General features: G+C 63.8%; 21 protein-coding genes. 10 read left to right on the plus strand and 11 right to left on the minus strand.

The features are described 5' to 3' along the window. Nucleotides 1-21 precede the first annotated feature (21 nt). From NKH06_RS08480 to NKH06_RS08500, 5 genes are all read right to left on the minus strand, one after another. On the minus strand, nucleotides 22-1,536 hold the full coding sequence (locus tag NKH06_RS08480; RefSeq protein WP_352720939.1) for a malonate--CoA ligase: 1,515 nt from the start codon (nucleotides 1,534-1,536) through the stop codon (nucleotides 22-24). Nucleotides 1,537-1,713: 177 nt separating this feature from the next. Beyond that, entirely contained in the window at nucleotides 1,714-2,454 is a 741-nt protein-coding gene (locus NKH06_RS08485; RefSeq protein WP_128305144.1) for a GntR family transcriptional regulator, read from the minus strand. Between the two features lie 410 nt (nucleotides 2,455-2,864). Next, entirely contained in the window at nucleotides 2,865-3,542 is a 678-nt protein-coding gene (gene rpe / locus NKH06_RS08490; RefSeq protein WP_023810869.1) for a ribulose-phosphate 3-epimerase, read from the minus strand. 216 nt (nucleotides 3,543-3,758) lie between these two features. Further along, nucleotides 3,759-7,610 (minus strand): DUF7929 domain-containing protein, encoded by a 3,852-nt coding sequence (locus NKH06_RS08495; RefSeq protein WP_352892712.1) that lies wholly within the window; start codon nucleotides 7,608-7,610, stop codon nucleotides 3,759-3,761. A 10-nt stretch (nucleotides 7,611-7,620) separates the two neighbouring features. Then, a complete protein-coding gene (locus NKH06_RS08500) occupies nucleotides 7,621-9,606 on the minus strand; it encodes a hypothetical protein (protein ID WP_502914434.1) in 1,986 nt (661 codons plus the stop codon). Between the two features lie 489 nt (nucleotides 9,607-10,095). On the opposite strand from NKH06_RS08500, the gene dnaK reads away from it, so the two are divergent. From dnaK to NKH06_RS08545, 9 genes are all read left to right on the plus strand, one after another. Continuing rightward, nucleotides 10,096-12,012, plus strand: a complete 1,917-nt coding sequence (gene dnaK / locus NKH06_RS08505; RefSeq protein ID WP_023810872.1) for a molecular chaperone DnaK — start codon at nucleotides 10,096-10,098, stop codon at nucleotides 12,010-12,012. Nucleotides 12,013-12,224: 212 nt separating this feature from the next. Beyond that, nucleotides 12,225-13,355 carry a molecular chaperone DnaJ gene (gene dnaJ / locus NKH06_RS08510; RefSeq protein WP_023810873.1) on the plus strand — a complete coding sequence of 377 codons (1,131 nt, stop codon included), beginning with the start codon at nucleotides 12,225-12,227 and terminating at the stop codon, nucleotides 13,353-13,355. Nucleotides 13,356-13,521: 166 nt separating this feature from the next. Further along, entirely contained in the window at nucleotides 13,522-14,127 is a 606-nt protein-coding gene (gene pmtA, locus NKH06_RS08515) for a phospholipid N-methyltransferase PmtA (RefSeq protein ID WP_128305147.1), read from the plus strand. Between the two features lie 316 nt (nucleotides 14,128-14,443). After that, nucleotides 14,444-15,040, plus strand: a complete 597-nt coding sequence (locus tag NKH06_RS08520; protein ID WP_023814188.1) for an NADPH-dependent FMN reductase — start codon at nucleotides 14,444-14,446, stop codon at nucleotides 15,038-15,040. Between the two features lie 11 nt (nucleotides 15,041-15,051). After that, a complete protein-coding gene (gene pyrF, locus NKH06_RS08525; RefSeq protein WP_352442646.1) occupies nucleotides 15,052-15,765 on the plus strand; it encodes an orotidine-5'-phosphate decarboxylase in 714 nt (237 codons plus the stop codon). Between the two features lie 32 nt (nucleotides 15,766-15,797). Further along, nucleotides 15,798-16,085: a DUF1330 domain-containing protein gene (locus NKH06_RS08530; protein ID WP_023762651.1), complete on the plus strand. Its 288-nt coding sequence runs from the start codon at nucleotides 15,798-15,800 to the stop codon at nucleotides 16,083-16,085. A gap of 582 nt (nucleotides 16,086-16,667) precedes the next feature. After that, nucleotides 16,668-16,988, plus strand: a complete 321-nt coding sequence (locus NKH06_RS08535) for an ArsR/SmtB family transcription factor (protein WP_056592605.1) — start codon at nucleotides 16,668-16,670, stop codon at nucleotides 16,986-16,988. Beyond that, nucleotides 16,985-17,467, plus strand: coding sequence for an SRPBCC family protein (locus NKH06_RS08540; RefSeq protein WP_128305149.1), 483 nt, complete (start codon nucleotides 16,985-16,987; stop codon nucleotides 17,465-17,467). The genes NKH06_RS08535 and NKH06_RS08540 overlap by 4 nt, the downstream gene beginning before the upstream one ends. 2 nt (nucleotides 17,468-17,469) lie before the next feature. Further along, entirely contained in the window at nucleotides 17,470-17,886 is a 417-nt protein-coding gene (locus NKH06_RS08545) for a GFA family protein (RefSeq protein ID WP_352892718.1), read from the plus strand. Nucleotides 17,887-17,922: 36 nt separating this feature from the next. On the opposite strand, the gene NKH06_RS08550 is transcribed toward NKH06_RS08545, so the two are convergent. From NKH06_RS08550 to NKH06_RS08575, 6 genes are all read right to left on the minus strand, one after another. Next, the gene (locus NKH06_RS08550; RefSeq protein ID WP_128305151.1) at nucleotides 17,923-18,990 is read right to left on the minus strand and encodes a D-alanine--D-alanine ligase family protein; all 1,068 of its coding nucleotides are present in this window, start codon (nucleotides 18,988-18,990) and stop codon (nucleotides 17,923-17,925) included. Nucleotides 18,991-19,116: 126 nt separating this feature from the next. Further along, the gene (locus tag NKH06_RS08555) at nucleotides 19,117-19,998 is read right to left on the minus strand and encodes an SMP-30/gluconolactonase/LRE family protein (protein WP_352673151.1); all 882 of its coding nucleotides are present in this window, start codon (nucleotides 19,996-19,998) and stop codon (nucleotides 19,117-19,119) included. Further along, on the minus strand, nucleotides 19,995-20,636 hold the full coding sequence (locus tag NKH06_RS08560) for a 2-dehydro-3-deoxy-6-phosphogalactonate aldolase (protein ID WP_352442623.1): 642 nt from the start codon (nucleotides 20,634-20,636) through the stop codon (nucleotides 19,995-19,997). The genes NKH06_RS08555 and NKH06_RS08560 overlap by 4 nt, the downstream gene beginning before the upstream one ends. Then, nucleotides 20,633-21,592: a 2-dehydro-3-deoxygalactonokinase gene (locus NKH06_RS08565; protein WP_352442624.1), complete on the minus strand. Its 960-nt coding sequence runs from the start codon at nucleotides 21,590-21,592 to the stop codon at nucleotides 20,633-20,635. Before NKH06_RS08565 ends, NKH06_RS08560 begins: the two co-directional genes overlap by 4 nt. Then, complete coding sequence (locus NKH06_RS08570; RefSeq protein WP_023814196.1) at nucleotides 21,589-22,356, minus strand: SDR family NAD(P)-dependent oxidoreductase; 768 nt, start codon at nucleotides 22,354-22,356, stop codon at nucleotides 21,589-21,591. The genes NKH06_RS08565 and NKH06_RS08570 overlap by 4 nt, the downstream gene beginning before the upstream one ends. Before the next feature lie 165 nt (nucleotides 22,357-22,521). Continuing rightward, nucleotides 22,522-23,871: a putative bifunctional diguanylate cyclase/phosphodiesterase gene (locus NKH06_RS08575; protein ID WP_023814197.1), complete on the minus strand. Its 1,350-nt coding sequence runs from the start codon at nucleotides 23,869-23,871 to the stop codon at nucleotides 22,522-22,524. A 230-nt stretch (nucleotides 23,872-24,101) separates the two neighbouring features. Between NKH06_RS08575 and gshB the strand changes: the two genes are divergently transcribed. After that, nucleotides 24,102-25,046 carry a glutathione synthase gene (gene gshB, locus NKH06_RS08580; protein WP_352442625.1) on the plus strand — a complete coding sequence of 315 codons (945 nt, stop codon included), beginning with the start codon at nucleotides 24,102-24,104 and terminating at the stop codon, nucleotides 25,044-25,046. Nucleotides 25,047-25,277: the final 231 nt, after the last annotated feature.

Genomic DNA, 25,277 nt, shown 5'->3' on the forward strand with positions numbered 1-25,277 from the left:
GGCGCCCCTGCCCCAGCGCAACTATGATGCGTATATGTCCTTGTAGGTGTCGCGCAGCAGGTTCTTCTGTACCTTGCCCATGGTGTTGCGCGGCAGTTCATCGACGAAGATCACCCGCTTCGGGTGCTTGTATTTCGCCACCCGCCCGGCGATGGCGCCGAGAATTTCGGCATCGGTGATCGGCGATGACGGCGCACGCACGACGACGGCGGTGACGCCTTCGCCGAAATCCGGATGGGCAACGCCGATGACGGCGCTTTCGCTAACCCCGTCGAGCGCGTCGATCTCGCTTTCGAGTTCCTTCGGATAGATATTGTAGCCGCCCGATATGATCAGGTCCTTGCCGCGGCCGACAATGTGGACGTAGCCGTCGGCGTCGACCATACCGAGATCGCCGGTGATGAAAAAACCGTCGGCGCGGAATTCCGCCTTGGTCTTCTCCGGCATACGCCAATAGCCGCCGAAGACGTTGGGGCCTTTGACCTCGATCATGCCGACCTCACCCTGCGCAAGTGCTGCGCCGCTGTCGGGATCGGCGATGCGAAGCGTGACGCCGGGCAAGGGGAACCCGACCGTACCGGCGCGCCGCTCGCCCTCATAGGGGTTCGAGGTGTTCATGTTGGTCTCGGTCATGCCGTAGCGTTCGAGGATCGCGTGGCCGGTGCGCTCGCGCCAGGCCTTGTGCGTCTCGGCCAAAAGCGGCGCCGAGCCGGAAATGAACACACGGATGTTTTTTGCCGCCTCATGGGCCAGCCCATCCTGCTGCAGCAGGCGCACGTAGAAGGTCGGCACGCCCATCAGGGCCGTGGCACGCGGCATCAGCGAGACGATGCGGGCCGGATCGAACTTCTGCTCGAACAGCATCGAGGCGCCGGCCATCAGGACGACATTGGTGGCGACGAACAGGCCGTGCGTGTGGAAGATCGGCAATGCGTGGATCAGCACGTCGTCTCCAGTGAAACGCCAGTGCTCGACCAGCACGCGCGCGTTCGAAGCAAGGTTCTCGTGGCTGAGCATGGCGCCTTTCGAACGGCCGGTGGTTCCCGACGTGTAGAGGATTGCCGCGAGGTCATCCGACCCGCGCGCCACGTCATGAAAATCCGTCGGCAGCCGCGAGGCCTGGTCGGTCAGCGATCCCCGGCCGTCGCGGCCGAGCGTGACGGTGACGGCGCCCGTCTTTTCCGCCAGCGCGCCGATATCGGCCGCTCTTGCCGGATCGCAGACGACCAGGCGTGGTTCCGCGTCGCCGAAGAAATACTCCAGCTCGGCCAGCGTATAGGCGGTGTTGAGCGGCAGGAAGACGGCGCCGGCTCGCAAGCAGGCGAGATAGAGCATGACCGCTTCCGGGCTCTTCTCGACCTGCACGGCAATGCGGTCACCGGGTTCGACATCCAGTTGCAAGAGCGCATGCGCAAGCTGCGCAGAGCGGGCCAGCATATCGCCATAGGTGAGCAAGCGGCCATCATCGGTCTCCATCAGCAAGCGCGCTGGCGCCGGCATCCGGGACCGGAACGCATCGAACAGATGATTGCTCATGAAGACTTCCTGGGGTGCTACGGCGCTGAGCATGCGCCTGTCGCGGCATGCCCCGGCGGCGAGAGTTCGCGGTTCTTGGCCGCGCCGTCAAGCCCGCCGACAGCGGTTCACGCCGGCCGCTCTCCACGCAGGCTGAGCGCAAGAAACGAGCGCAAGAGACCCGCCAGGAAACGACTGCTATCGCCGAGCGCGTTTGCCGGCGAGTTCCTTCGTTTCGTCGTCCTGCTCGAAGCGCTTCATGCACATGGCGGCAGTCAACCGGTAGTGGTTGAGCAGTGCCTCGACGGCGCCGTCGGCATTGCCGTCCAGGGCACATTCGGCGATCAGGCGATGCTCGCCGAAATCGTCGCGCTGGACGCCTTCGCCATCATTGGCCATTTGCCGGTAGCGATAGGCGTGATCGGAGAGCTGGTCGCAAAACCCCACCAGCCATTGCGACCGGCAGGCCGAAATCAGCACCCTGTGAAAGATGCGATGCAGCCTCTCCCAATCGGGATTGAGCGAGACGAGGTTCTGCGGCGAAAAACGTGACGCACGGCCCAGGCGATGCAGCGCCAGCACGAGTTGTTCTTCCCATTCGGCGGTGCGGTGGACGATGGATTCGCGAAGCGCCCGCTCCTCGAGCCAGCAGCGGGTGCGCGTCAGCTCTTCGAGTTCCGGCGCACTGACCGGCATGATGAAGAAGCCGCGCTGGTCGTGCCGGCCGAGAAGTCCTTCCGAGGCGAGGCGATTGAGAGCCTCGCGGACAGGTGAGGCGCCGGCCCCATATTTGGAGACAACCCATTCGACCCGCAGTTTGCTCTCGGTTTCAAGGACACCGCCGAGAAGATCGTCCCGCAATTGCTGATAGACCGTACTCGCAAGCGTGCTCTTCGGTCCCGCAGCGTCGTCGTTCAGATTGGCAGCTCCGTATGTCATAGCGACTCCTTGTCCCCAAGACTTGGCCTGGGCGATTCGAGTCTGAAAGCATTCGCCGTCTCGTACTTGTACCATACAGCGCGAGCATTCGCCTGCTCAAGCAGAAGATCACGCTATTGTACTTTAGCACGAAGGAATATGCGGCATTCCGGAGCTCAATGCTGTAATTCCGCGCATTTTCACAACCTGTGGAAACTTAACATGTTTTGTATGCACGCAGGAGAATCTGTCTTTCTGTTCTTTTGTATGCGCGCGAGATCAACTGTCTGCTTTGGGCATAGGCCGGCGGACCTTGAGACCGAATCAGGCAACCGCTCAGCCCGATGCCGTTGCGCATCAGATCTTCACAAGCCCCGCCCGGGACCAGAACCTTAGCCGGCATGTCGGGCCGACCGCGGGAACACCGCCGGTCAGCCGGCTGCGTTGTCGGCTGCCGTCCTGATCGCCTGGATGTTCTGACGATAAGCCTCGACGCTGCCGCCTTTGAAGATGGCGGCGCCCGCCACCAGCACGTCGGCGCCGGCAGCGGTGACCAGCGGCGCGGTCTCGGCTGAAACACCGCCGTCGATCTCGATGCGGATCGGCCGGCCGCCGATCAGGGCCTTGACCCGCTTCACCTTGTCGACGACCGCCGGGATGAAGGCCTGGCCGCCGAAGCCCGGATTGACGGTCATGATCAGGATCAGGTCGAGCCGGTCGAGCACGTATTCGACCACGCTTTCCGGCGTCGCCGGATTGAGCGACACACCGGCCTTCTTGCCAAGGTTCCTGATGGTCTGCAGCGAGCGGTCGAGATGCGGGCCGGCCTCGGCATGGACGGTCAAACCGTCGCAGCCGGCCTCGGCAAAAGCGGCCAGATAGGGGTCGGCCGGGGCAATCATCAGATGGCAGTCGAAGAAGGCCTTGGTGCGGTTGCGGATCGCCTTGATCACCGGCGGGCCAAAGGTGATGTTGGGCACGAAATGCCCGTCCATAACATCAAGATGGATCCAGTCGGCGCCGGCCGCCGCCACCGCTTCGACCTCATCGCCGAGTTTGGAAAAATCCGACGCCAGCACCGATGGTGCAATCAGGGTCTTTCTGCTCATGGGTGCGGCCTTTCCGAGTGTCCTTCTCGTTCGGCCACCCTATCGACTGCCTAATGTGCCACAGCCGACTTGTCGAGGGTGCAGGCGCGGGCACCGCGCAGGCTGACGTGCCAGCATCCCCGATCACGTGCGGCCAATTCCCGCTTGCCCCCACAGCTACGAAGAAAAACCCGCCGAATTGCTCCGGCGGGTTTCTGGTCTCGTGTCGAGCAGTGGTTATTGCTGCTGGAGTTTCAGGATTCTGTCTGGAACCGGATCCTGTTGCTGTTCGACCTGCGGCCTGCGCCGTGGCAATACCTGCTGCAGCAGCAGGCCGGGGTTGAGCTCCAGCGACGGTTGTCCGCGGACGGGCCGGCAGTTCGGATAGCGCCCGATCGTGCCTTCCGGGCAGCGCCGCCTGATGATCGGCTGGCATTGGCCATTGATCATCTGCGAGCCCGGTGCGCATTCCACCTCCTGTCTGGGCTTGCGGCATGCGCCGTTGATCACCTGCGTCCCACGCGGGCAGACACACTCGCCGCGCTTGTTGTGGACCTGGCCGCGTATGTCGCATTGCTCCTGCGTCGGCTGCTTGCGCCGGCAGGCATTGCCCCGCACCTCGGTACCCCTCGGGCAGACACAAATGCCGTTGGCGTCGTGGACCTGACCACGGATGGTGCACTGCTCAGGCTTTGGCCGGATCGGACGGCAGGCGCCGTTTCTGACCTCGGTACCCCTTGGGCAGGCACAATCGCCATCCGCGTCGTGGATCTGACCACGGATGATGCACTGCTCAGGCTTCGGCTGGATCGGGCGGCAGGCACCATTGCGCACCTCGGTCCCTCTCGGGCAGACGCAGTCTCCATCGGCGTCGTGAACCTGACCACGGATCGTGCACTGCTCAGGCTTTGGCTGGATCGGGCGGCAGGCATTGCCCCTGATCTCGGTTCCCCTGGGGCAGACACAATCGCCATCCGCATTGTGGACCTGGCCACGGATGGTGCACTGCTCGGGCTTGTCGGTCCTGACACATCTGCCGTTCTCGAGCCCGGTTCCGCGTGGGCAGACGCAACGTCCGTCCTCGGTGCGGATCTGGCCTTCGAGCAGCACACAGCGCTTCGGCTGTTCCGGCTTCGGCACGATACCACCGCCCGGCGAGCACTGGCCGTTGCGGTAGGTAGTGCCTTCCGGGCAAACGCAGCGGCCGGCATCGTTCATGACGAAGCCTTGCGAGCATTCCTTCTTCGTCTCCTGGCTAATGGTGAAGGGATGGCAGGCATAGGCCTTGCCACGATCGCCCTGCACATTGGTCTGATCGCCGCCGAGCACCTCGCCACCGCCTTGCACCCGTGTCTCGGGAGAGAGCACGCCGACGCAGTTCTGGCCGCTGACATTGCCCTGCAGATTGGCCAGGCGACCGTCGTCGGGAATGACCACGGTGACATGGTGCACCTGGCTTTCGCCGGCGCCGAGCGTCAGGTTGGCAATGCAGGACGCAGGCAAGGTTGCCGGTTCCGGCGAACAGCCAAAGGGCGGATCGATCGACGTGATCTCAACGCCTTCCAGCCTGCCGAGACCCTCCACGCCGATCGCATCGCCAATGCGGACCGGCCCGGAGAAGGGGGTCGTTCCGTCATTGGTGATAGTGATCTCGAACGAACAGGGTTGGCCGAGCCTGCATTCACGGTCGCCGGTCTTTTCGACACGGATGGTCGAAGAACCGCCGCCCTTGGCGCAGGCCTGGCCAAAGGGATAGACGACGTCGTCGCCCGGTGCCGGCCCATAGGAGCCGCGCGCGCAGTTTTCGAACGCGCCATTGGCCGAGACCGTCACGTCGAAGTGGCGGCTGGTTCCAGGTACCATGACGGCACCGGGAATCTGGCACGACAGCGCGTTGGCCGGAACCGGTCCACACGCCCATTCCGCACCGTCAGGGGTGACGGTCTGGATCTGGACAGGCGCGCCGCCGGCAACCAGCGTGGCGGCATCGTTGACCAGCACCGGGCCGGTGGGGGCAGCGGTGCCAAGGCTGATGACGGTGATGCGGCAAGAGATGACCGCAGCGCCGGCGAGCGAGCCGTTGCACACCTTGGCGATGCGCAAGGTCGGCTTGCCGCCATTGGGATGACGGAAGCGTTCCTTTGCGCAGGCCTTGTTGTTGGTGAGATCGTTTTCACCGGGGATGGGCTTCACCGTCGCGCAATTCTCGACAGTGTCCGACTGGTAGCCGGCCGGCATGACCGCCTTGACGACGATCGGCGTCGAGCCGCCCGGAGGCAGCGAGATGCCCGCATTGTCGCAGCGGAACAGCCCGGGGCCGGTTGGTGCGCAGGTCCATGGCGGGCTCGGGCCGAAGGTCGAGGAGGCTGGCGCGCCGCCGGGATAATTGTCGATGACCGTCAGCGGTCCATTGTAGGTGGCGCTGCCGTTGTTGATGATGTCGATCACGAAGTAGCAGATGCCGTCGGCCGTGCAGACCGGGATACGGGCACGCTTCTTCAGGATCAGGTCGACCTTCTTTTCGACCGGCGGCCGGCAGTCGCGGTCGCGATCGCCACGCCGGCAGACCGGGATCGAGGCACAGCCGCGGTCGTTCGACTGGCTGCCGAACAGTGGCTTGTCGCTGGCCCCGTAATTATAGGTGGCGCAGTTGCGCAAGACGCTGCCTTGCCAGCCTCCGGCCGGCTTGAAGCCGAGCTTGAGGTCGACGGAGGCCCCCGGATTGAGCGTGGTCACCGGATGGGTGCAAATCATAGGGGTGGTGCCGGGTACGCAGACCCAGGGCGGATTGGGCCCTGAATCGAGTGTCGAGCCGGCCGGCAGCGTCACCTCGTCGAGCACGATCTTGCCGTGGTAGGCACCGGTGCCGACATTGGTGACCCTGATGGTGAAGTCGCAGCCGCCGCCCATCGTGCAACGCGTCACGTCGGCGCGTTTCTCAACCTTGAGGTCCGGCTCCTTGTCCTTGGGCGGGCACCTCTGGTCACGCGGGATGACGATGTCGATGGTCTGCGTGCAGCACAGGCCCCAGCCTTCCTTCGGACCGGCATAGGTTTCGATGCCGGTGACGATGAGGTGGATGACGTCGCCGGGCGATGCGCCGACGATCTTCCAGTTGAGCACACCGCCGCCCGCCGGCACCAATTGGGTGTCGGGAATGATGGTGATGCCTGATGTGGTCGTCGACACCTGCACCCACTTGCCGCCCATCTCCGGTCCGACCGGCATGTGGTAGATGAAGGCGCCGCCGCCGGGCACGCAGTCGACGGTGCCGCGCTCCACCTTGAAGCATTCCTTGCCGGGAGGTGGCGGCGGCGGGTTGCACTTGGTGACGTCGATCTTGATCGAGGTCTTCACGCCGGTCTTGAAGTCGCCGTCGTCGGGCTTGCTCGGATCCTGCGACGGGATGATGGTCCCGGTGCCCGGTCCGGCGGTCACCTTGATCATCCCCTGGTTGTCGACGATCGTCGGCGCGGGAAATGCCGCATGATCGATCTTGGCCGTGATCTTGAAGTTGATGACGCGCTCGTTGGGAGCGCCGGCGCCGTCGAGATCGGAAGTGGAGATGCGGAAGTCTGAAACAACAGCGGTATCGTTGGGACCCGCCGAGGTGCTGATCGTCGCGCCCGGCAGTGGTCCGCCGGATGAATCCGTGCCGTCGCCGGACACATTGACGTTGACGATCTCAAGGCCGTGCGGAAGCTGGTCCTTGAAGTCGACCCGGACCTTCTTCAGCCTGGCCTCAAGGCTCGGGTCGGCAAGGCCCTGCGGATCGCCGCGCAGGCCGAAGCTCAGCGAATAGACGACGTAGTCGCAGCCTCGTTGAGTGCCTTTCTTGGTGAAGAAGGGCACGACCCGGTCGGGCCTCGGAGTGATGACGCGCGAACTGTCGAGATCGAGCTTCAGCTCCGGGGTGATCGGGGCAGCGTCTTCCGCAAAGCCTTGCACCGGGGTTAGCATGGCGACCGCGATACCGGCCGCCATCAGCCAGCGCGCGCCGCGCCTGGCGTATGACAGGGGTTTCATGATCGTCTCCATGACGGTTTCTTGAGTGTTGGTTGCGAGCGGGGAGAGTGCGAGATTTTTCATCTTCCCCTCCTCAACGTTCGCAACTGACGGCTGGGGTCCTGAGCGGCAAGGTCATCTTGCAGCAAGGGTAGTAGCCACCCTTGTCCTTGTCGGACTTCCTGTAGAAGCAAAGCCCAACATCCACTCTGTCGCCCGGATAGTGGCCGGTAATGTCGATCGTGTAAGGCTGGCCGGGCGCATGCGACTGGGATGACGTCACCCCGACGCCTGGCGTCCTGGACTTTGTCTCATTCGAAGGTTGGGCCTTGATCGAATCGCCGCTGAAGCCGGCATGGTCATGGAGATAGAGATCGGCCTGGAGGCCGCGAGGCGTGCAGTAATACCTGATATCCTCGACATCGATGCACGGAGGCAGATTGCCGGGCGGTGGGAAGTCCGGCGGGTAGAAGGGGGGCAGGTAGCCGCCCGGGATTTCTTCATAATAGCCGGCGCGGCCTTCACAAGGATGCCAGACGGCGACGTCGCCGACATGGCCCTCGACCTCCGGGTCTTCGAAATAGCCGTCGAAGTCGACGAACCAGGAGCCGAAGGGCGGCACATTGGCCGGCTTGACCAGCTCTTTCGGCGTGATCTGCACGCCGTGCACGGCGAGCGGCCCGCCGGCGGCGAGCTGTTCGGCGAGAGCCGGATTGTCGCGCAATTTGTCGCCGGTGTTGACCAGCGTCTGCGTGCAGACCGATGTGTCGAGAGTGCCGTCGGAATCATAGCCATACTGCAGGTCGAGACCGCCGGCCGACTGCCGGTTGCCCTGCGGGAAGCCGACCGCATATTCCTGCGGCACTTCGACCCAGACCGATTCCGTTTCCGGATCGTCCGGGTTCTCTCTGAAGTAGCGGATGACCTCGCCCTTGCCGGAATCGGCGAACTGGCTGTAATCGTAGCGGTTCTCGACCGGGCCGCGCTGGGCCAGGTACATGAAGCCGCTGTTGTCGAAGGCGATGTCGGTGACGGCGTAGTCCTTGTCGGCCTTGACCGTCAGTTCCCAACGCGGGTCGCCGGCAAAACTGCCGTTGCGGGCAATGCCCACCGACCAGATTTCAGACTTTTCACCGACCGAATAATAAAGCCGGCCGCCATGATAGGAGACGGCCCAGATGCGGCGCTCGTCCTGCGTGTAGCCCCAGCTGTCGGGGTCTTCGCTGTCGAAAGCCGCACCCTGTATGTCCATCACCGAACCATCGTCGGCGATCGGAGCTAGCCCATGCGCCGGGCGCCCGGCAACGCCGTGGTCGAAACTGTCGATCAGCGCGCCGATGGCGTCGATGCGATGGACCAGGCCGGTATCGAGGTCGGAGGCGAAGAACTGGCGGTGAGTGGCGTCGAAAGTGAGATTGCCGATGCCGGGACCGCTGTTGGTGTCGATGTCGGCGAATTTGGAGACCTGGCCGGTGATGCCGTCGATCTTCCAGATGGTGCCCGGCCCGCCACCGTTTTCGGTGCCGAACTGGCCGTCCATGAAGGTGGCGCCGGCCGCGCCGCGGCGCTGCCGCTCGGGGCGGCCGTCATCGTCGGCGTCCAGGGTGACGATGCGGATGCCGTGCAGCGAGGTGGCGCCGGCATAGAGATTGGGAATGCCCGATGGAACGCCGTCGCGCACGCCGTCATCATAGGTGACGCCGAACACCTGGCCGATCTGCTCCGCCGTCACCTCGAGGGGCGGCGGGGTGTTGACCAGTTGCCCGGAGGCCGGGCCGCCCAGATGCGAGACGTCGAACACGCGCAAGGTGGCGCGCGTGGTGTCGATGAAGGTTTCGTCGACCGGATCGACGCCGGGCGGCAGGCCCCCTTTTTCGGAATCAGGGGGGTCGAAATTGGGAATGACGGTGCCGGAGAATCCAGTCACCGCCATCGAACCGGGATAGATGATCCGGGTTTCCTGCGCCTGGGCGGCGCCCAGCCACAGGCCGAGTGCCAGCGCCAGCAACCCGCCTGGATGCACAGCGCGGCGCAAGCCGCCATCAAGAGACGACACGAACGAGCCGCGGATGCGAGACATGACACTACCCCCCGTAGTCGACGGGAGAACGTCGGGTCTGGCCGCGCAAATCAGGGCAAGGCGCGGCGGTCCGGCTCGTTCTTCCCTGATCGAATTGTCTGCTTTCCTCAAAATCACGATACGCCTGCTCTTACGCAGGGTCAACGGAACCAGCGGGAAGCCCAGCGCATCGACCTCGTCCCGAAGGCAGTGGTCGCGCCGAGCTCCTGTTGTTCCCGGAGACCGCAGAGCCTCTGGGTTATTGGTCATGGGGGCTTCCTTTCCGGGCCGCACCATGCGGCACCTGGAGATCAGTCGCGGGCGGAGGTGGAAAGGTTCATGGAAGCCTTGCGCAGAATGCTTGCGCGCGATGCCGCCTGTTCTTATATACGCGCCAAGCCGTTCGGCGCCGGAATGCCGGTTGCCGGAACGGGATTTCTTGTGAACAGGGGCTTTCGTCGGAACGCCTGTACGGGTCCTGAGAGCCTGCTTAGCGGAGAGACTAGAAAAATGGCAAAAGTAATCGGTATCGATCTCGGCACCACCAACTCCTGCATCGCCATCATGGATGGCAAGGAGCCGAAGGTAATCGAGAATGCGGAAGGCGCGCGCACGACGCCTTCCATCGTCGCCATCTCGGGCGACGACGAACGTCTTGTCGGCCAGCCGGCCAAGCGCCAGGCGGTCACCAATCCTGAAAACACCATCTTCGCGGTCAAGCGCCTGATCGGCCGCCGCTATGACGATCCGGTGACGGAGAAGGACAAGAAGCTTGTCCCCTACAAGATCGTCAAGGGCGACAATGGCGATGCCTGGGTCGAGGCCGGCGGCAGGAAGCAGTCGCCCTCGCAGATTTCGGCCATGATCCTGCAGAAGATGAAGGAAACGGCGGAAGCCTATCTCGGCGAGAAGGTCGAGAAGGCGGTCATCACCGTTCCGGCCTACTTCAACGACGCCCAGCGCCAGGCAACCAAGGATGCCGGCAAGATCGCCGGCCTCGAAGTGCTGCGCATCATCAACGAGCCGACCGCGGCAGCGCTTGCCTATGGCCTCGACAAGAAGGAAGGCAAGACCATTGCCGTCTATGACCTTGGCGGCGGCACGTTCGACATTTCGGTGCTCGAAATCGGCGACGGCGTGTTCGAGGTGAAGTCGACCAATGGCGACACCTTCCTCGGCGGCGAGGATTTCGACATGCGCCTGGTCGAATACCTGGCGGCCGAGTTCAAGAAGGAACAGGGCATCGACCTGAAGAACGACAAGCTCGCCCTGCAGCGCCTCAAGGAGGCGGCTGAAAAGGCCAAGATCGAGCTGTCGTCGACGACCCAGACCGAAATCAACCTGCCTTTCATCACCGCCGACGCGACCGGGCCGAAGCACCTGACGCTGAAGCTGACGCGCGCCAAGTTCGAGCAGCTGGTCGACGACCTGGTCCAGCGCACGATTGCCCCTTGCAAGGCGGCGCTCAAGGATGCCGGCCTGAAGGCCGGCGAGATCGACGAAGTCGTCCTGGTCGGCGGCATGACCCGCATGCCCAAGATCCAGGAGATCGTGAAGCAGTTCTTCGGCAAGGAGCCGCACAAGGGCGTCAATCCGGATGAGGTCGTCGCTCTCGGCGCCGCCATCCAGGCCGGCGTGCTGCAGGGCGACGTCAAGGACGTGCTGTTGCTCGACGTGACGCCGCTGTCGCTCGGCATCGAGACGCTGGGTGGCGTGTTCACCCGCCTGATCGAGCGCAACACGACGATCCCGACCAAGAAGAGCCAGGTGTTCTCGACGGCCGAGGATAGTCAATCGGCCGTGACCATCCGGGTCTTCCAGGGTGAGCGTGAAATGGCCGCCGACAACAAGGCGCTCGGCCAGTTCGACCTGGTCGGCATTCCGCCGGCGCCGCGCGGCGTGCCGCAGATCGAGGTCACCTTCGATATCGACGCCAACGGCATCGTCAACGTTTCGGCCAAGGACAAGGGCACCGGCAAGGAGCACCAGATCCGCATCCAGGCATCGGGCGGTCTTTCGGACGCCGACATCGAGAAGATGGTCAAGGACGCCGAGGCCAATGCCGAGACCGACAAGAAGCGGCGTGCGCTGGTCGAGGCCCGCAACCAGGCCGAAGCGCTGCTGCATTCCTCGGAGAAGTCGCTGAAGGAATATGGCGACAAGGTTTCGGAAGGCGAGCGCACGGCGATTTCCGACGCGATCGCGGCGCTTAAGACCGCGACCGAAGGCGACGACCCGGCCGACATCGAAGCCAAGAGCCAGGCGCTTGCCGAGGCTTCGATGAAGCTTGGCCAGGCCATGTACGAGGCTTCGCAGAAGGAAGCGGCGGAAGCCGACGCCAAGGCGGACGCCGCCAAGGACAGTGACGTTGTCGACGCCGATTTCGAGGAAATCGACGAGGACGACGACAAGAAGAAGTCGGCCTGAACCGTTTGACGGCAAGATAAAGCGAAAAGCCCGGCGAAGGCCGGGCTTTTTTGCAACCCCTTGCAGAAAAACAGCGGGCCTTGCTGAAAAAATGCAGGCAAAGCCGCGTCGACACTGGCATCCCCCTTCCATCGCACCTAAATCGAAGCGTCAGTGCCGGCAAGAGACGCAACAATGCTTCAAGACGTTGAGCATCCGGACAGCGGGAAAAAATGAAAGCTGATTTCTACGAGACGCTGGGCGTCCAAAAAGGCGCCGACGAGAAGGAGCTCAAGAGCGCTTTCCGCAAGCTCGCCATGCAGTTCCATCCCGACCGCAACCCCGGCGATCATTCCTGCGAGCACAAGTTCAAGGAAATCAACGAAGCCTACGAGACGCTGAAGGACCCGCAGAAGCGCGCGGCCTATGACCGCTTCGGCCACGCCGCCTTCGAACAGGGCGGAATGAATGGCGGCGCGCAAGGTTTCGGCGCCGGCGGTTTCGCCGATATCTTCGAGGACATTTTCGGCGACATGATGGGCGGGCGCCAGCGCCGCTCGTCGGGCGGCCGCGAGCGCGGCGCCGACCTGCGTTATAACATGGAAATCACCCTGGAAGAGGCTTTTGCCGGCAAGACCGCGCAGATCCGGGTGCCGGCGTCGATCTCCTGCTCTGAATGTTCGGGCAGCGGCGCCAAGCCCGGCACCCAGCCTGTTACCTGCTCGATGTGCAACGGCCACGGCAAGGTGCGCGCCACGCAAGGGTTCTTTTCGATCGAGCGGACCTGCCCGCAATGCCAGGGGCGCGGCCAGACGATCAAGGATCCGTGCCCGAAATGCGCCGGCCAGGGCCGCGTCACCGAGGAGCGTTCGCTGTCGGTCAACATCCCGGCCGGCATCGAGGACGGCACCCGCATCCGTCTTGCCAATGAGGGCGAAGCCGGCCTGCGCGGCGGGCCATCGGGCGATCTCTATATTTTCCTGGCGGTCAAACCGCACGAGTTCTTCCAACGCGACGGCGCCGACCTGTATTGCAAGGTGCCGATCTCGATGACCACAGCCGCCCTTGGCGGCTCCTTCGAGGTGACGACGCTGGACGGGACGCAGACCAAGGTCAAGGTGACCGAAGGCACGCAGAACGGGCGCCAGTTCCGCCTCAAAGGCAAGGGCATGCCTGTGCTGCGCCAGCCCAATATCGGCGACCTCTACATCCAGACCGCGGTCGAGACGCCGCAGAACCTCACCCGCCGCCAGCGCGAACTGCTGGAGGAGTTCGAACAGCTCTCCTCGCAGGACAATTCGCCACAATCGAGCGGCTTTTTCGCCCGCATGAAGGATTTCTTCGAGTCGTTCGGCGAACGTTGATGCACTTTGGCCCGCCCAAGCCGATTTGCAACGCGTAAATCCTTGAATCTCGTCACCCCTTGAGACGCGACGAAAATTATCTTATCCACGACATGCGTCCGGCCGCGCCTTGCCTAGCACCGCTCAGGTGCTAAGTAACTTGCGGGGAGCGCTGAGGAGAGCTTGCATGACACGTGGCCCTGGACTGCGGAAGGCGCTTGTCGAAAAGTTCGACGACGAACTCAAATTCTTCAAGGGCTGGATCGACAAGCCGAAGGCGGTTGGTTCGATCGTGCCGACCAGTTCGGTCACCGCGCGCAAGATGGCGTCGATCGTCAATCCTAAATCCGGCCTGCCGGTGCTCGAGGTCGGTCCCGGTACCGGCGTCATCACCCGCGCCATCCTCGCCCAGGGCGTGCGGCCCGAGAACCTCTACGCGGTCGAGTATTCCACGGATTTCGTCCGTCACCTGCGGCGACTCTATCCCGGCGTCAACGTCATCGAGGGCGACGCCTTCAACCTCAACGCCACGCTTGGCGACAAGAGCGGGATGATCTTCGATTCCGTCGTTTCCGGCGTGCCGCTGCTCAACTTCCCGGTCGCCCAGCGCATTGCCTATATCGAAAGCCTGCTTGACCGCATCCCGGCCGGACGGCCGATCGTGCAGCTGACCTACGGCCCGATGTCGCCGATCCCGGCCGGCCGTGGCAATTATACGGTCAAGCATTTCGATTTCATCCTCCGCAACATCCCGCCGACCCAGCTGTGGATCTACCGCCGCGAAGCGCATTAATTTCTCGGCGCAGGGTTGTTCGCGGATCGCCAGTGCTCACCGCATACCTTGGCGATGGCGGGAACGTCCCTCGCTTCGTCATCCACGGGCGGAGCAAGGAGCGCAGCGACGCAGCGCAGACCCGAGGATCCATGCCGCAACTTCCGAGCGCCGCTACGGCGCAGAATTCTGTTCCGCTGCACTCCTGGATAGCTGTCACGGAATGGATTCCAGGGTCTCCACGACGGAGCTTCGCTCCTGCTTCGCCCAAGGATGACGAAGTTGGCGTTGATTTGCTCGATCCTTGGCTGTACCTGTCCGGGAACAAGGGTGGCCAATGGCAGTGATCCCGAAAATCCTCGTCTTCGCCGGCTCGGTTCGCAGCGGCGCCTATAGCGGCAGGACCGCCGACGTGGCGCAGAAGGAACTCGCCATGCAGGGCGCCGAGGTGACCCGCATCTCGCTTGCCGACTACCCCCTGCCGATCATGGACGAGGATTTGGAAAAGGAAAAAGGCGTTCCTGAAAACGCCCAGAAACTTGGCCGTCTGGTGATCGCCCATGACGGGCTGCTGATCGCCACGCCCGAATATAATGGCTCCATTCCGCCGCTGCTCAAGAACACGATCGACTGGGTGAGCCGGGTGCGCAGGGATGGCGGCCGGCCGGTGAGGCCGCTGGCCGGCAAGGTCGCCGGCCTCTGTTCGTCCTCCAGCGGGCACTTTGCCGGCATCCGCTGCATCAACCATCTGCGCGCGGTGCTGGTGCGCTGCCAGATGGAGGTGGTGACGCCGGAATGCTCGGTGCCCGACGGCGGCGGCGCCTTCGACGAGGATGGAAACTTCCGTGACGAAAGACTGCACAAATCGATGGAGCACCTATGCCGCACCCTGATCGAAACCTCGCGCATGCTGTCCACCCGGATCGAGGCGTGATCGCAACGACGATGCAGGCACAATCCATACAGGCACGATCCATGCAGGAAAGACTGATAGTCGGCCTCGATGTCCCGACCGTGAGGGAGGCCGAGCAGGCGGTGCGCGAACTCGACAGCGTCGTCTCCTTCTACAAGATCGGCTACCAGCTTGCCTTCGCCGGCGGGCTCGATTTCGCCAGGGAACTGGCCAGCGGCGGCACCAAGGTTTTCCTCGACATGAAGCTGCTCGACATCGACCACACGGTGGCCAAGGGCGTCGAGAACATCGTCAAGATGGGCATGACCATGCTGACCATCCACGCCTACCCGAAGGCTATGCAGGCCGCCGTAGAGGCGGCCAGAGGCAGCGATCTTTGCCTGCTTGCGGTCAGCGTGCTGACCTCGATGGACGAGCAGGACATGATCGACGTCGGCTATGAGTACGACCCGCATACGCTGGTGCTGCGGCGCTCGGAACAGGCGCTGCATGCCGGCATGGGGGGCATCGTCTGCTCGGCCGCGGAAGCCGAAGCGGTGCGCCGCATCGTCGGCCCCGACATGGCGGTGGTGACGCCCGGCATCCGGCCGGCGGGCAGCGATCATGGCGACCAGAAGCGCGTGGTGACGCCGGGCCAGGCGATCCGCAACGGCGCCAGCCACCTCGTCGTCGGCAGGCCTATCATTGCTGCGGCCAACAAACGGGAAGCGGCCGAAGCCATCCTCGACGAGATGCGCTCGGCCTGAGATTTCCAAGAACAAGTTCGGAGACCAAGAAAATGCCCAAGGGATACTGGATCGCCCGTGTCGATGTGCGCGACGCGGAAGGCTACAAGGACTACGTCGCCGCCGCCAAGCCTGCCTTCGAGCGCTTCGGCGCGAAGTTTCTGGCGCGCGGCGGAGAGCATGAAAAGGCCGAAGGCCCCGGCCGGGCACGCAATGTCATCATAGAGTTCGAATCGCTCGCCGCCGCGCATGATTGCTACCATTCGCCGGAATACCAGCGCGCCGTCGCCATCCGTCAGAAGGTCGCCGACGGCGAGATCGTTCTGGTCGAGGGCGCCTAAAATCCGCCTCGAGCAGTTTTGACGAATCGCGGGTGTGACGGACGGCATACCTTGGCGATTGCCGCAAACGCCCAGCGCCTTCGTCATCCACGGGCGAAGCAAGGAGCGTAGCGACGCAGCGCAGACCCGAGGATCCATGCCGCGACTTCAAAGCGTTGCAGCGGTGTAGAATTCTGCTCCGCTGCATTCTTCGGCCAAGGTCGCGGCATGGATCCCAGAGTCTCCGCGACGGAGCTTCGCTCCTGCTTCGCCCTAGGATGACGAAGTTGGGAGGCTTCGGCCAATCTCGAACGCTTAGGATGGTCCACCAACGAACGATGAAATCTCGGCCGTCGATAGGCATCCTGTCAAATCCCTGCTGCAGCGCTAGTAGCAGGACTTCAGACGAAATCCTGCAGGTTTACGTCCGCAGTTTGGCGCCGCTAAGCAGGGCTCCGACATCAGGTACATGGCCGGGGCGGCCCATCGCGCAATCAACGTCCGAGTCCGAATAGCCGCATCCAGTCTTGCGATGCGGGGCGAACTGTAGGTTGACATGCAGGTATTTACCTGCATATTATGCCTTACAACAGAGTGAGGCAGATGGACGCCGACAAGGTTTTCAAAGCGCTGGGCGACCCGACACGCAGAAGGCTGCTTGACCTTCTGTGCGAGCAGAACGGGCAGACGCTCGGTCAGCTTTGCGAAAACCTGGACATGGCCAGGCAATCCGCCACCCAGCACCTCGATCTGCTGGAGGCGGCCAATCTGGTGAGCACGGTCAAGCGCGGCCGCGAAAAGCTGCATTTCATCAATCCCGTGCCCTTGCACGAAGTCTACGAGCGCTGGGTACGGAAATTCGAACGGCAGCGGCTCAGCCTGCTGCACGACCTGAAGCAAGAACTCGAAGGAGAAGACCAATGACCAGGGAAACGACCAGCTTTGTCTACGTGACCTATATCCGCTCGACGCCGCAGAAGGTGTTCGAGGCCATAATCAAGCCCGATGTCGCAAAGCGCTACTGGGGTCACGAGAACGTCTCCGAATGGACGCCGGGCTCGAAATGGGAGCATATCCGCGCCAATGACGAACGGACCGTCGAACTCGTCGGCAATGTCGTCGAGGTTTCGCCGCCGACCCGCCTCGTCATCACCTGGGCGAACGCTTCGCAGGCCGACGATCCGTCAAAAACGAGCCGGGTGACGTTCGCCATCGAGGAATACGACACCATGGTGCGGCTGACCGTCAGCCATGACGAACTCGAAGCCGGTAGCGGCATGGCGAAAGGCGTCAGCCAGGGCTGGCCGGCGGTGCTGTCGAGCATGAAATCCTTCCTCGAAACCGGCAGCGGCATCGACATTTTCGCCAAGCCGAAATCAGCCCTGATCGCCGCGGGAGAATAACGATGACCAAACGCTATACCGGCGGCTGCGCATGCGGCGCGATCCGTTACGAAACCAATGACGAGCCGATCTTCCAGAACCACTGCCAGTGCAGCGATTGCCAGAAGCGCTCAGGCACCGGCCACGGATCCTACCTGACCTTCGGCCAGCGCACCGATATGGCAATTACCGGGGAGGTGAGCACCTGGCGCGTGGCGGGCGCCAGCGGCAATGAAAAAATCCACACCTTCTGTCCAACCTGCGGAACGCCGGTCTTTTTGATATCCGTCGCCATGCCGGAATTCATAGCGGTCCACGCGGCCAGCCTCGACGATCCGGAACAGTTCAGCCCGCAGATGGTGACCTACACGAGCCACGGCCATGCCTGGGACAAGATGGATCCGTCCTTGCAGGCGGCCAAGCGAATGCCTGGCGGGTAGCGTCTGCTGGTTAGCCCGCCGACACAAGGCGCACAGCTATCGGTCGACACCGGTCAGCCGGCTGGCCGCAGTTTCGGCCATGGCGTCGGCCAGATCGAGGCCCCATTGCTGGCGGCAATAGGCGCGAAAATCGAAGCAGGGCAGGCCGGGGCAAACCTCGAACTCGATGAGGTGGACGGTGTCGTCGGCCTCGACCCTGAGATCGATGGAAAACACATCGCGCAGGCCGAGCCCGCTCATCAGCCGCCCGGCGATCGCACGTATCGTGGCGTCGGCGGCCGGCTGGCTGTCGGCAACCGCAACGAGCTCCGGTTCGGCGTAATGTCCCTCCGCCTTCGCTGCCTCGCCGGTGTCGCCGTAGAGCGCCAGGCTGTCCGCCATGGTCTGGAAATCGGCGCCTGAATCGACAAAAGCCACGCCAAGCGCTTCGACCCCGGCGCCTGGCACCAGGCCGAGGAAACTGGCGCGCACGTTGCGGCCGGCGACATAGGGCTGGACGACGACATCGTCGCGATAGGCCGAAAAGACGCGCCGGCTGAGTTCCAAAGCGTGGGCGAGATCGCAACAGCGCGAATCCGGCCAGATGCCGATCTTGGCGCCGAGCCGGTTGGGCTTGACGAACCAGCCGGCGGGCGAGGCCGGCGGCTCGACCAGCCATTGGCCGTCGCGCGCAAGCCCGGCCTGCGGCACCGGCAGGCCGAGTGCGCCGAGCACGGCGCCGGAGCGGAACTTGTCCTGGCAGAGCGCGAACAGCGCATCATCTGCGCCGATCGTCTTGAAACCGCCCAATCGCGCCAGAGCGGGCGCCGCGCCGCCGCGAAAATAGGCGATGCCGTCGGTCAGCGTCCAGACCAGCGTTGTGCTGGGATGCTCGCCGGCGAGCACGCCGGTGGCCTCGTCCAGCGCCACCGGCCTGAACGACAGGCCGCGTGCCTGGCAGGCACGGCCAAGCACGTCGAATTCGGGGGCGAGGTCGGTCGACTGCGCCAGATAGGACGCGATTTCGCCGGCGCGCTGCGGTGCATGACCGTCGGCGACCAGACGGTCCAGGCAGGCCTTTTCCGGCTCATGGACGAGGATCAGTTTCGGCTTGCGGCTGGGCATGAGATGACGATCCCCGGCAGTAGGATTGCCTACCATCGCATGGTCAAGGCGTCAGGCTCTCGTGAAACCGACATGGCGCGGGCGGTTGCGTGACAACGCACCGTCCAACCGCAGAATCCAGTTCGCTCAGGCGATCAGCACGCGCGGCTCGAAGCGGCCGTTGACGGGAATGTCGAGCAGAAAGGTCATGCCGCCCTGCAGATCCAGCAGACGCTGCTTCTCATCCTTGCCCGACCAGGCGGAGGTGACCGCCAGCCGGTCGGCCTTGGCGCCGACAAAGGCCGGGCAGGACGGTTGCGTCACCGGCATGGCGACCGTGCGGACGAGCTTGCCGTCGGGTCCGTAGGCTTCGATGACGCTGCCGCCCCAGACGGCGTTCCACAGGATGCCGTCGCGGTCGAGCACGGATCCGTCAATATAGCCCTTGGCCGAGCGGTGATCGACGAACAGCTTTGGCTCACCGGCAGGCAGGCCGGTCGCCGGGTCGCAGGCGACGCGCATCAGCAGCCCGGTCGAGGTGTCGGTGTAGTAGGCGATTGCGCCATCCTCGGTAAAACAGATCGAATTGGAGACGGTGATGTCCGAAAACAGCCGGCGCAGTTCGCCTCTGAAAAACCAGTAGATCGAACCCGCACCCTTTTCCTCGCCCTTGCCCATGGTGCCCATCCACAAGGCGCCGCAGGGGTGGACCCGGGAATCGTTGGAGCGCGTAACCGGATTGCCGGCCTCGACAGGCGTGTGCAGCGTCAGTTTGCCGGTCGCGACGTCGCGCACATAAAGGCCGGTCTCGGCGGCGATAAGCTGGCGCTTGTCGTCGATGACGGCGATGGCGCTCGCCATCTGGCCAAGCTCATGGACGGTGGTCGCGCCGCCGGACAGCCGCTTTTCCAGGAGCTGGCTGTTGACGATGTCGAACCAATACAGCGTATCGGTGGCGGGATCGTAGCTCGGCCCTTCGCCGAGCTGGCAGACGTGGTCGGAAAAAACCGAAACGATCGCTTCGCTCATCCTGCTTCTCCGAACGCCGCATCCCAGGCTGTCACCGCCGCCTCGGCCCGCGCGGCCACCTCGTCGACGCTCATGCCCGGCTTGAACAGGCTGGATCCCAGTCCAAAGGCGGTAACGCCGGCCGCCTTGTAGCCGGCAAAATCTTTTTCGGAGACGCCGCCGACGGCACCGACCAGCGTCTGCGCCGGCAACACAGCGCGCATCGCTGAAATGCCGCCGGCACCCAGCACGCTCGCCGGGAAAAATTTCAGGGCTGAGGCGCCGAGCTTGATCGCCAGCAAGGCTTCGGTCGGCGTGAACACGCCGGGCATCGTCACCATGCCGTAATGCATGGCGCGCGCCATGACCTCGGCATCGATGTTGGGACTGACCAGCAGCCGCCCGCCCGCCTTGTGCAGACCATCGACATCGGCTGGCGTCAGCACTGTGCCGGCGCCGACCAGCGCCGTTTTCGGCAGCACTTGGACGATGCGGGCGATCGACGAGAACGGTTGCGGTGAGTTCAGCGGCACTTCGATCGCCTCGATGCCGGCGTCGAACAGCGCCTGGCCCATGGCCATCGCCTCGGTGGGCTTGAGCCCGCGAAGGATGGCGACCAGCCCGCGCTTGAGTTTTGGAAACGGTGCGGTCTGGCTCATCGGGCTGCTCCAATTCTAGCGATCATGCCGTTCTCACGCGCCGCCTCGACGAGACCTGCACGCACAGCCTCGTCGGCGTCGACGGCCCGAACCTCGAGGCCGGCAAGGCCAAGTGCCTCGCTGTACAGCGTTTCCAGCGCGCCGGACGCAATCAGCACCACGGGTTCGGCGCCGGCGCCATGCCGGCGGCTGGCGGAGGCGATCTCGCCGCCGATCAGAAGGCCGGACAGGCAGGCGGCGGCATCGTCGGCTTTCAAATCCTGCAGCAGGCCGGCGGCGCGGATGGAAAACAGCCGCGAGGTGACATCGCCACCATCGGCCAATGCGGTTTCGCACCAGCGGCGGAAGAACGGATTGTCCGATGTGACCGGCTTGGGTTGCTCGCCGAGCGAATGGCGCAGGATCGAATGCGCGGCAAGCACCGAAAACAGCTCGCCGGTCGGCCAGGTGCCGAAGCCGGTGACAGTACCGTCCTCGACCAGCACCCATTTCGAATGGGTGCCGGGCATGCAGACCAGCTGGCGCCCCTTGGGCGGCAGGCCGGCGCCGGCAAGCTGGGTTTCCTCGCCGCGCATGACGTCGGGCGCATCGGCCAGCCGCTGGGCAAGGCCCGGAACGATGCGGATGTCGCGGCTCTGGCCGGGCACGCTGGCAGCACCAGCAAGGATGGCGCTAAGCGGCGCCGGCACGGTGACATAGGGCGCTTCGAGCCAGCCCTGGCGGGATCCGGCCATGCCGCAGATGATGACGGGCAACGCTTGCGGCGCTCCCATGGCTGCCAGATGTCCTTCGAGAATGGTCGAAAAGCCCTTCTGCTGCGCCGTGATCAGGCCATCATCGCCACGGCGTTCGGCAAGCACCTTGCCTTGCCCGTCGATCAGCCAGACCCGCATGCGGGTCGTGCCCCAGTCGACGGCGGCGACCGCCGGTGCGTTGCCGGCAAACCCTTGGCTCACAGGAAACCTCCATCGACGACCAGCATCTGCGCGGTCAGCATGCGCGACGCGTCCGAAGCGAGGAACAGCACGGTGCCGACGATGTCGTCGGGCTGCATCACCTGCTTGATACATTGCTTGGCGACATGGGCGGCAAGCCCCTGTTCGGTCACCCAGAGCTCCTTCTGCCGCTCGGTGATCACCCAGCCAGGCGCAATGGCGTTGACGCGGATGCCGTCGACACCGAGCTTGCCGGCCAGCCCCTTGGTCAGGCCGAGGATACCGGCCTTGGCGGCCGTGTAGGATGGCATGTCAGGGTGGTTGATGAGATAGGATGTCGAGGTGAAGTTGATGATCGAACCGCCGCCGGCCCGCTTCATGCCCGGCGCCACCGCTTGCGCGGTGAAGAAATGCGGCCGCAGATTGATGGCTTGGTTGTTGTCCCAGAACTCGACCGTCACATCCTCGACGGCGTGGCGTTCATCCCAGGCGGCATTGTTGACCAGCACGGTGACATCGCCATGCGCCTCGGCGGCCTTCGCGGCGGACGCACGCAGAGCCTCGACGTCGCGCAAATCGGTCTTGAGATAGAGCGGCCGCTTGCCGAACGCCTTCTCGATGCGGTCGGCGAGGGCCGTGCTTGGGCCGTCGGCGATGTCGATGAAGGCGACATTGGCGCCCTGGCGCACAAACCCCTCGGTCAGTGCAGCACCTATTCCGGAGCCGCCGCCGGTGATCAGCACCGAGGCTCCTTCGAGGTCGGCAAAATGCGCCGATGGCATCATCGTTCCTGTCTCCCAGCGTGATCGGCGCGCATCCTAGCCACGCAAGGCGCGCGGGCAAGGGCGAACCGCCGGATTTCAGGGCTTATGTCAGACAAAACGACAATACGCCGCGCTGGACACCCGAGGTGAAGTCACCAGGATCGCAAACCGCTTCGAGATCGCCGGTCAGATCGCCTTGGCGCGCAGGGCCCCGCGGAAGGAATCACGGAGATAGCCGAGCGTGGCGTCGGCATCGACGGGCTTGCCGAACAGATAGCCTTGCCCGCCGGCACAGCCGAACTGGACGAGGCGGTCGGCCTGCGCTTCCTGCTCGATGCCTTCGGCGACGACGTCCATGCCAAGCCCCTCGCACATTGCGAGAATGGCGCGGATGATGTGTTCCGACGGCCTGTCGTCGAGAATGGAAGAGACGAAGGCACGGTCGATCTTGAGCTTGTCGAAATGGAATTCGCGCAAGCGGCCGAGCGAAGACTGGCCGGTGCCGAAATCGTCGAGCGAAACGCGGATGCCGACGCGGCGCAGATCCTCGACGATCTGCGCCGCCGAGGCCGGATCGTTCATCAGGCCGGTCTCGGTGATCTCGATCTCCAGCCGGCGCGGATCGAAGCCGGTGCGATCGAGGATCGCCAGTATGTGCAGGCCGGTGTTCTGGTCGACGAGCTGCGATGGCGACAAGTTGAACGACAGGAACAGATCCTTCGGCCAGCTTCTGGCGGCCTCGGTCGCCTTGCGCAGCACCAGCTGCGACAACGGGCCGATGATGCCACGCTCCTCGGCGATGGGAATGAAGACGGTCGGCGGCACCGAGCCGAGGTCGCGATCTGTCCAGCGCGCCAGCGTCTCGAAGCCGATGGTGCGGCGCGTGTTGAGGTCGACGATGGGCTGGAAATGCGGCTCGACCTCGCCGGCCGAGACAGCCCGGCGCAGCGCCTGTTCGATGCGGGTGACGCGCTTGGCCGCCTCTTCCATCTCACGGGTGTAGACGACGACGCGGCCACGGCCGGAACGCTTGGCGTGATAGAGCGCCGTCTCGGCCTTGTTGATGAGGATCTCGGTGGTCTCGTCGCCCGAATAGAACAGCGAGCAGCCGACCGAGGCCGAAAGCCTGGCGGTGCGTTCGCCGACATCATAGGGCGCCGACAGGATCTCGATCAGCATGCGGGACTTTTCGGCCGCTGCATCCTCGCTGAACACCAGGGGATAGAGAAAGGCGAATTCGTCGGCGCCGATGCGGCAGACCGTGGAATGGCCGTCCATCGAGGCGCGCAGCCGCATCGCGACCTGGATCAGGATGTCGTCGCCGGCCTTGTGGCCGAACAGATCGTTGATCGGCTTGAAGCCGTCGAGGTCGAGAATGCCGACGGTAAAGGGCGCGGGATCGTCGGCACGATCGGCGATCAGCCGATCGACCTTGTCGAAGAAGCGGCGATGGTTGCCAAGCCCGGTCAACGGATCGGTGAATGCCAGATCCGTGCTCTCCCTGTTTGCCTGACCGGTGCCAAACGAAGTTTGCATCGGTGTCCCTGTTTTGTGACGTCGGAATTTATTTTCAGACTGGCAGCAAACCCTTTAGGAAACGTATCGCGAAATCGATTTTCCACGGGCAACCGCGACTGTTTCGAAGGATCGAGGAAAGCAGCGCATTCGGCTGTCGGGTGCCAATCCTAGGAATGTCGCGATTGGCAGACGGGCAGTGAGCCTGTACAGGCAAGACAGTCGTCCATCCGAGCCTCCGGAGACCCGCAATGAAGCTGAAAATCGCCGTCCAGATGGACCACATCTCCACCGTGTCGATCGCCGGTGACACCTCATTCGCGCTGTCGCTGGAAGCGCAGCGGCGCGGCCATGAGCTGTTCCACTACACGCCGGATCGGCTGTCGCTGCGCGACGGCAAGGTGTTTGCCCGCATCGAGGAGATGCAGGTGCGCGACGAGAAGGGCAGCCACTATTCGCTGGGCGAGAAGGTGCGCACCGATCTGTCGGAAATGGATGTCGTCCTGCTGCGCCAGGATCCGCCCTTCGACATGAACTACATCACCACCACGCACATTCTCGAACGCATCCATCCGAAGACGCTCGTGGTCAACGACCCGGCATGGGTGCGCAACAGCCCCGAAAAGATCTTCGTCACCGAATTTGCCGACCTGATGCCGGACACGCTGATCACCAAGGATCCACTCGAAGTTGCCGCCTTCCGCAAGGAATTCGGCGACATCATCATCAAGCCGCTGTACGGCAATGGCGGCGCCGGTATCTTCCACATGCTGGAGGCCGACCGCAACCTTGCCTCGCTGCTGGAAATGTTCGGCCAGATGTTCCGCGAACCCTATATCGTGCAGCGCTATCTCAAGGACGTGCGCAAGGGGGACAAGCGCATCATCCTGATCGACGGCGAGCCGGTCGGCGCTATCAACCGGGTGCCGGCCGAACACGATTCCCGCTCCAACATGCATGTCGGCGGCCGCGCCGAAAAGACCGAACTGACGGAGCGCGAACGCGAGATCTGCGCCCGCATCGGGCCCTCGCTGAAAGAGCGCGGCTTCATCCTGGTCGGTATCGACGTCATCGGCGACTACATGACCGAGATCAACGTGACCTCGCCGACCGGCGTGCGCGAGGTCAAGCGCTTCGGCGGCGCCGACATCGCCAGCCTGTTCTGGGACGCGGTCGAGGACAAGCGGCGGACGTAACCGTTTTCACTTTGTCTTAACCATGTTCCGGTTTCTGCAACCGGCCACAACCCAGCCGCGACCGGCGCGGCTGCATATTCTTGTAATGTTCCTCATTTGATCAGGCGATTGTATAAGCCCGCTGCGGATCGACACCGGCGATGGGCTTCCCTCCCCGCCACTGACCTTGCTGTTTCCACTTGGTTGCGCGACGGCTAATATGTGCGTGTAATTCGAAGCCTGAAGGCCCGC

It is taken from the genome of Mesorhizobium sp. M1342 (assembly GCF_040317955.1).
Classification (GTDB): domain Bacteria; phylum Pseudomonadota; class Alphaproteobacteria; order Rhizobiales; family Rhizobiaceae; genus Mesorhizobium.

Excerpts from the sequence above, each read along its gene's own strand:
- NKH06_RS08480 (WP_352720939.1), bottom strand. The coding sequence starts at position 1,536 with ATGAGCAATCATCTGTTCGATGCGTTCCGGTCCCGGATGCCGGCGCCA.
- NKH06_RS08485 (WP_128305144.1), bottom strand. The coding sequence starts at position 2,454 with ATGACATACGGAGCTGCCAATCTGAACGACGACGCTGCGGGACCGAAG.
- rpe (WP_023810869.1), bottom strand. The coding sequence starts at position 3,542 with ATGAGCAGAAAGACCCTGATTGCACCATCGGTGCTGGCGTCGGATTTT.
- NKH06_RS08495 (WP_352892712.1), bottom strand. The coding sequence starts at position 7,610 with ATGAAAAATCTCGCACTCTCCCCGCTCGCAACCAACACTCAAGAAACC.
- NKH06_RS08500 (WP_502914434.1), bottom strand. The coding sequence starts at position 9,606 with ATGTCTCGCATCCGCGGCTCGTTCGTGTCGTCTCTTGATGGCGGCTTG.
- dnaK (WP_023810872.1), top strand. The coding sequence starts at position 10,096 with ATGGCAAAAGTAATCGGTATCGATCTCGGCACCACCAACTCCTGCATC.
- dnaJ (WP_023810873.1), top strand. The coding sequence starts at position 12,225 with ATGAAAGCTGATTTCTACGAGACGCTGGGCGTCCAAAAAGGCGCCGAC.
- pmtA (WP_128305147.1), top strand. The coding sequence starts at position 13,522 with ATGACACGTGGCCCTGGACTGCGGAAGGCGCTTGTCGAAAAGTTCGAC.
- NKH06_RS08520 (WP_023814188.1), top strand. The coding sequence starts at position 14,444 with ATGGCAGTGATCCCGAAAATCCTCGTCTTCGCCGGCTCGGTTCGCAGC.
- pyrF (WP_352442646.1), top strand. The coding sequence starts at position 15,052 with ATGCAGGCACAATCCATACAGGCACGATCCATGCAGGAAAGACTGATA.
- NKH06_RS08530 (WP_023762651.1), top strand. The coding sequence starts at position 15,798 with ATGCCCAAGGGATACTGGATCGCCCGTGTCGATGTGCGCGACGCGGAA.
- NKH06_RS08535 (WP_056592605.1), top strand. The coding sequence starts at position 16,668 with ATGGACGCCGACAAGGTTTTCAAAGCGCTGGGCGACCCGACACGCAGA.
- NKH06_RS08540 (WP_128305149.1), top strand. The coding sequence starts at position 16,985 with ATGACCAGGGAAACGACCAGCTTTGTCTACGTGACCTATATCCGCTCG.
- NKH06_RS08545 (WP_352892718.1), top strand. The coding sequence starts at position 17,470 with ATGACCAAACGCTATACCGGCGGCTGCGCATGCGGCGCGATCCGTTAC.
- NKH06_RS08550 (WP_128305151.1), bottom strand. The coding sequence starts at position 18,990 with ATGCCCAGCCGCAAGCCGAAACTGATCCTCGTCCATGAGCCGGAAAAG.
- NKH06_RS08555 (WP_352673151.1), bottom strand. The coding sequence starts at position 19,998 with ATGAGCGAAGCGATCGTTTCGGTTTTTTCCGACCACGTCTGCCAGCTC.
- NKH06_RS08560 (WP_352442623.1), bottom strand. The coding sequence starts at position 20,636 with ATGAGCCAGACCGCACCGTTTCCAAAACTCAAGCGCGGGCTGGTCGCC.
- NKH06_RS08570 (WP_023814196.1), bottom strand. The coding sequence starts at position 22,356 with ATGATGCCATCGGCGCATTTTGCCGACCTCGAAGGAGCCTCGGTGCTG.
- NKH06_RS08575 (WP_023814197.1), bottom strand. The coding sequence starts at position 23,871 with ATGCAAACTTCGTTTGGCACCGGTCAGGCAAACAGGGAGAGCACGGAT.
- gshB (WP_352442625.1), top strand. The coding sequence starts at position 24,102 with ATGAAGCTGAAAATCGCCGTCCAGATGGACCACATCTCCACCGTGTCG.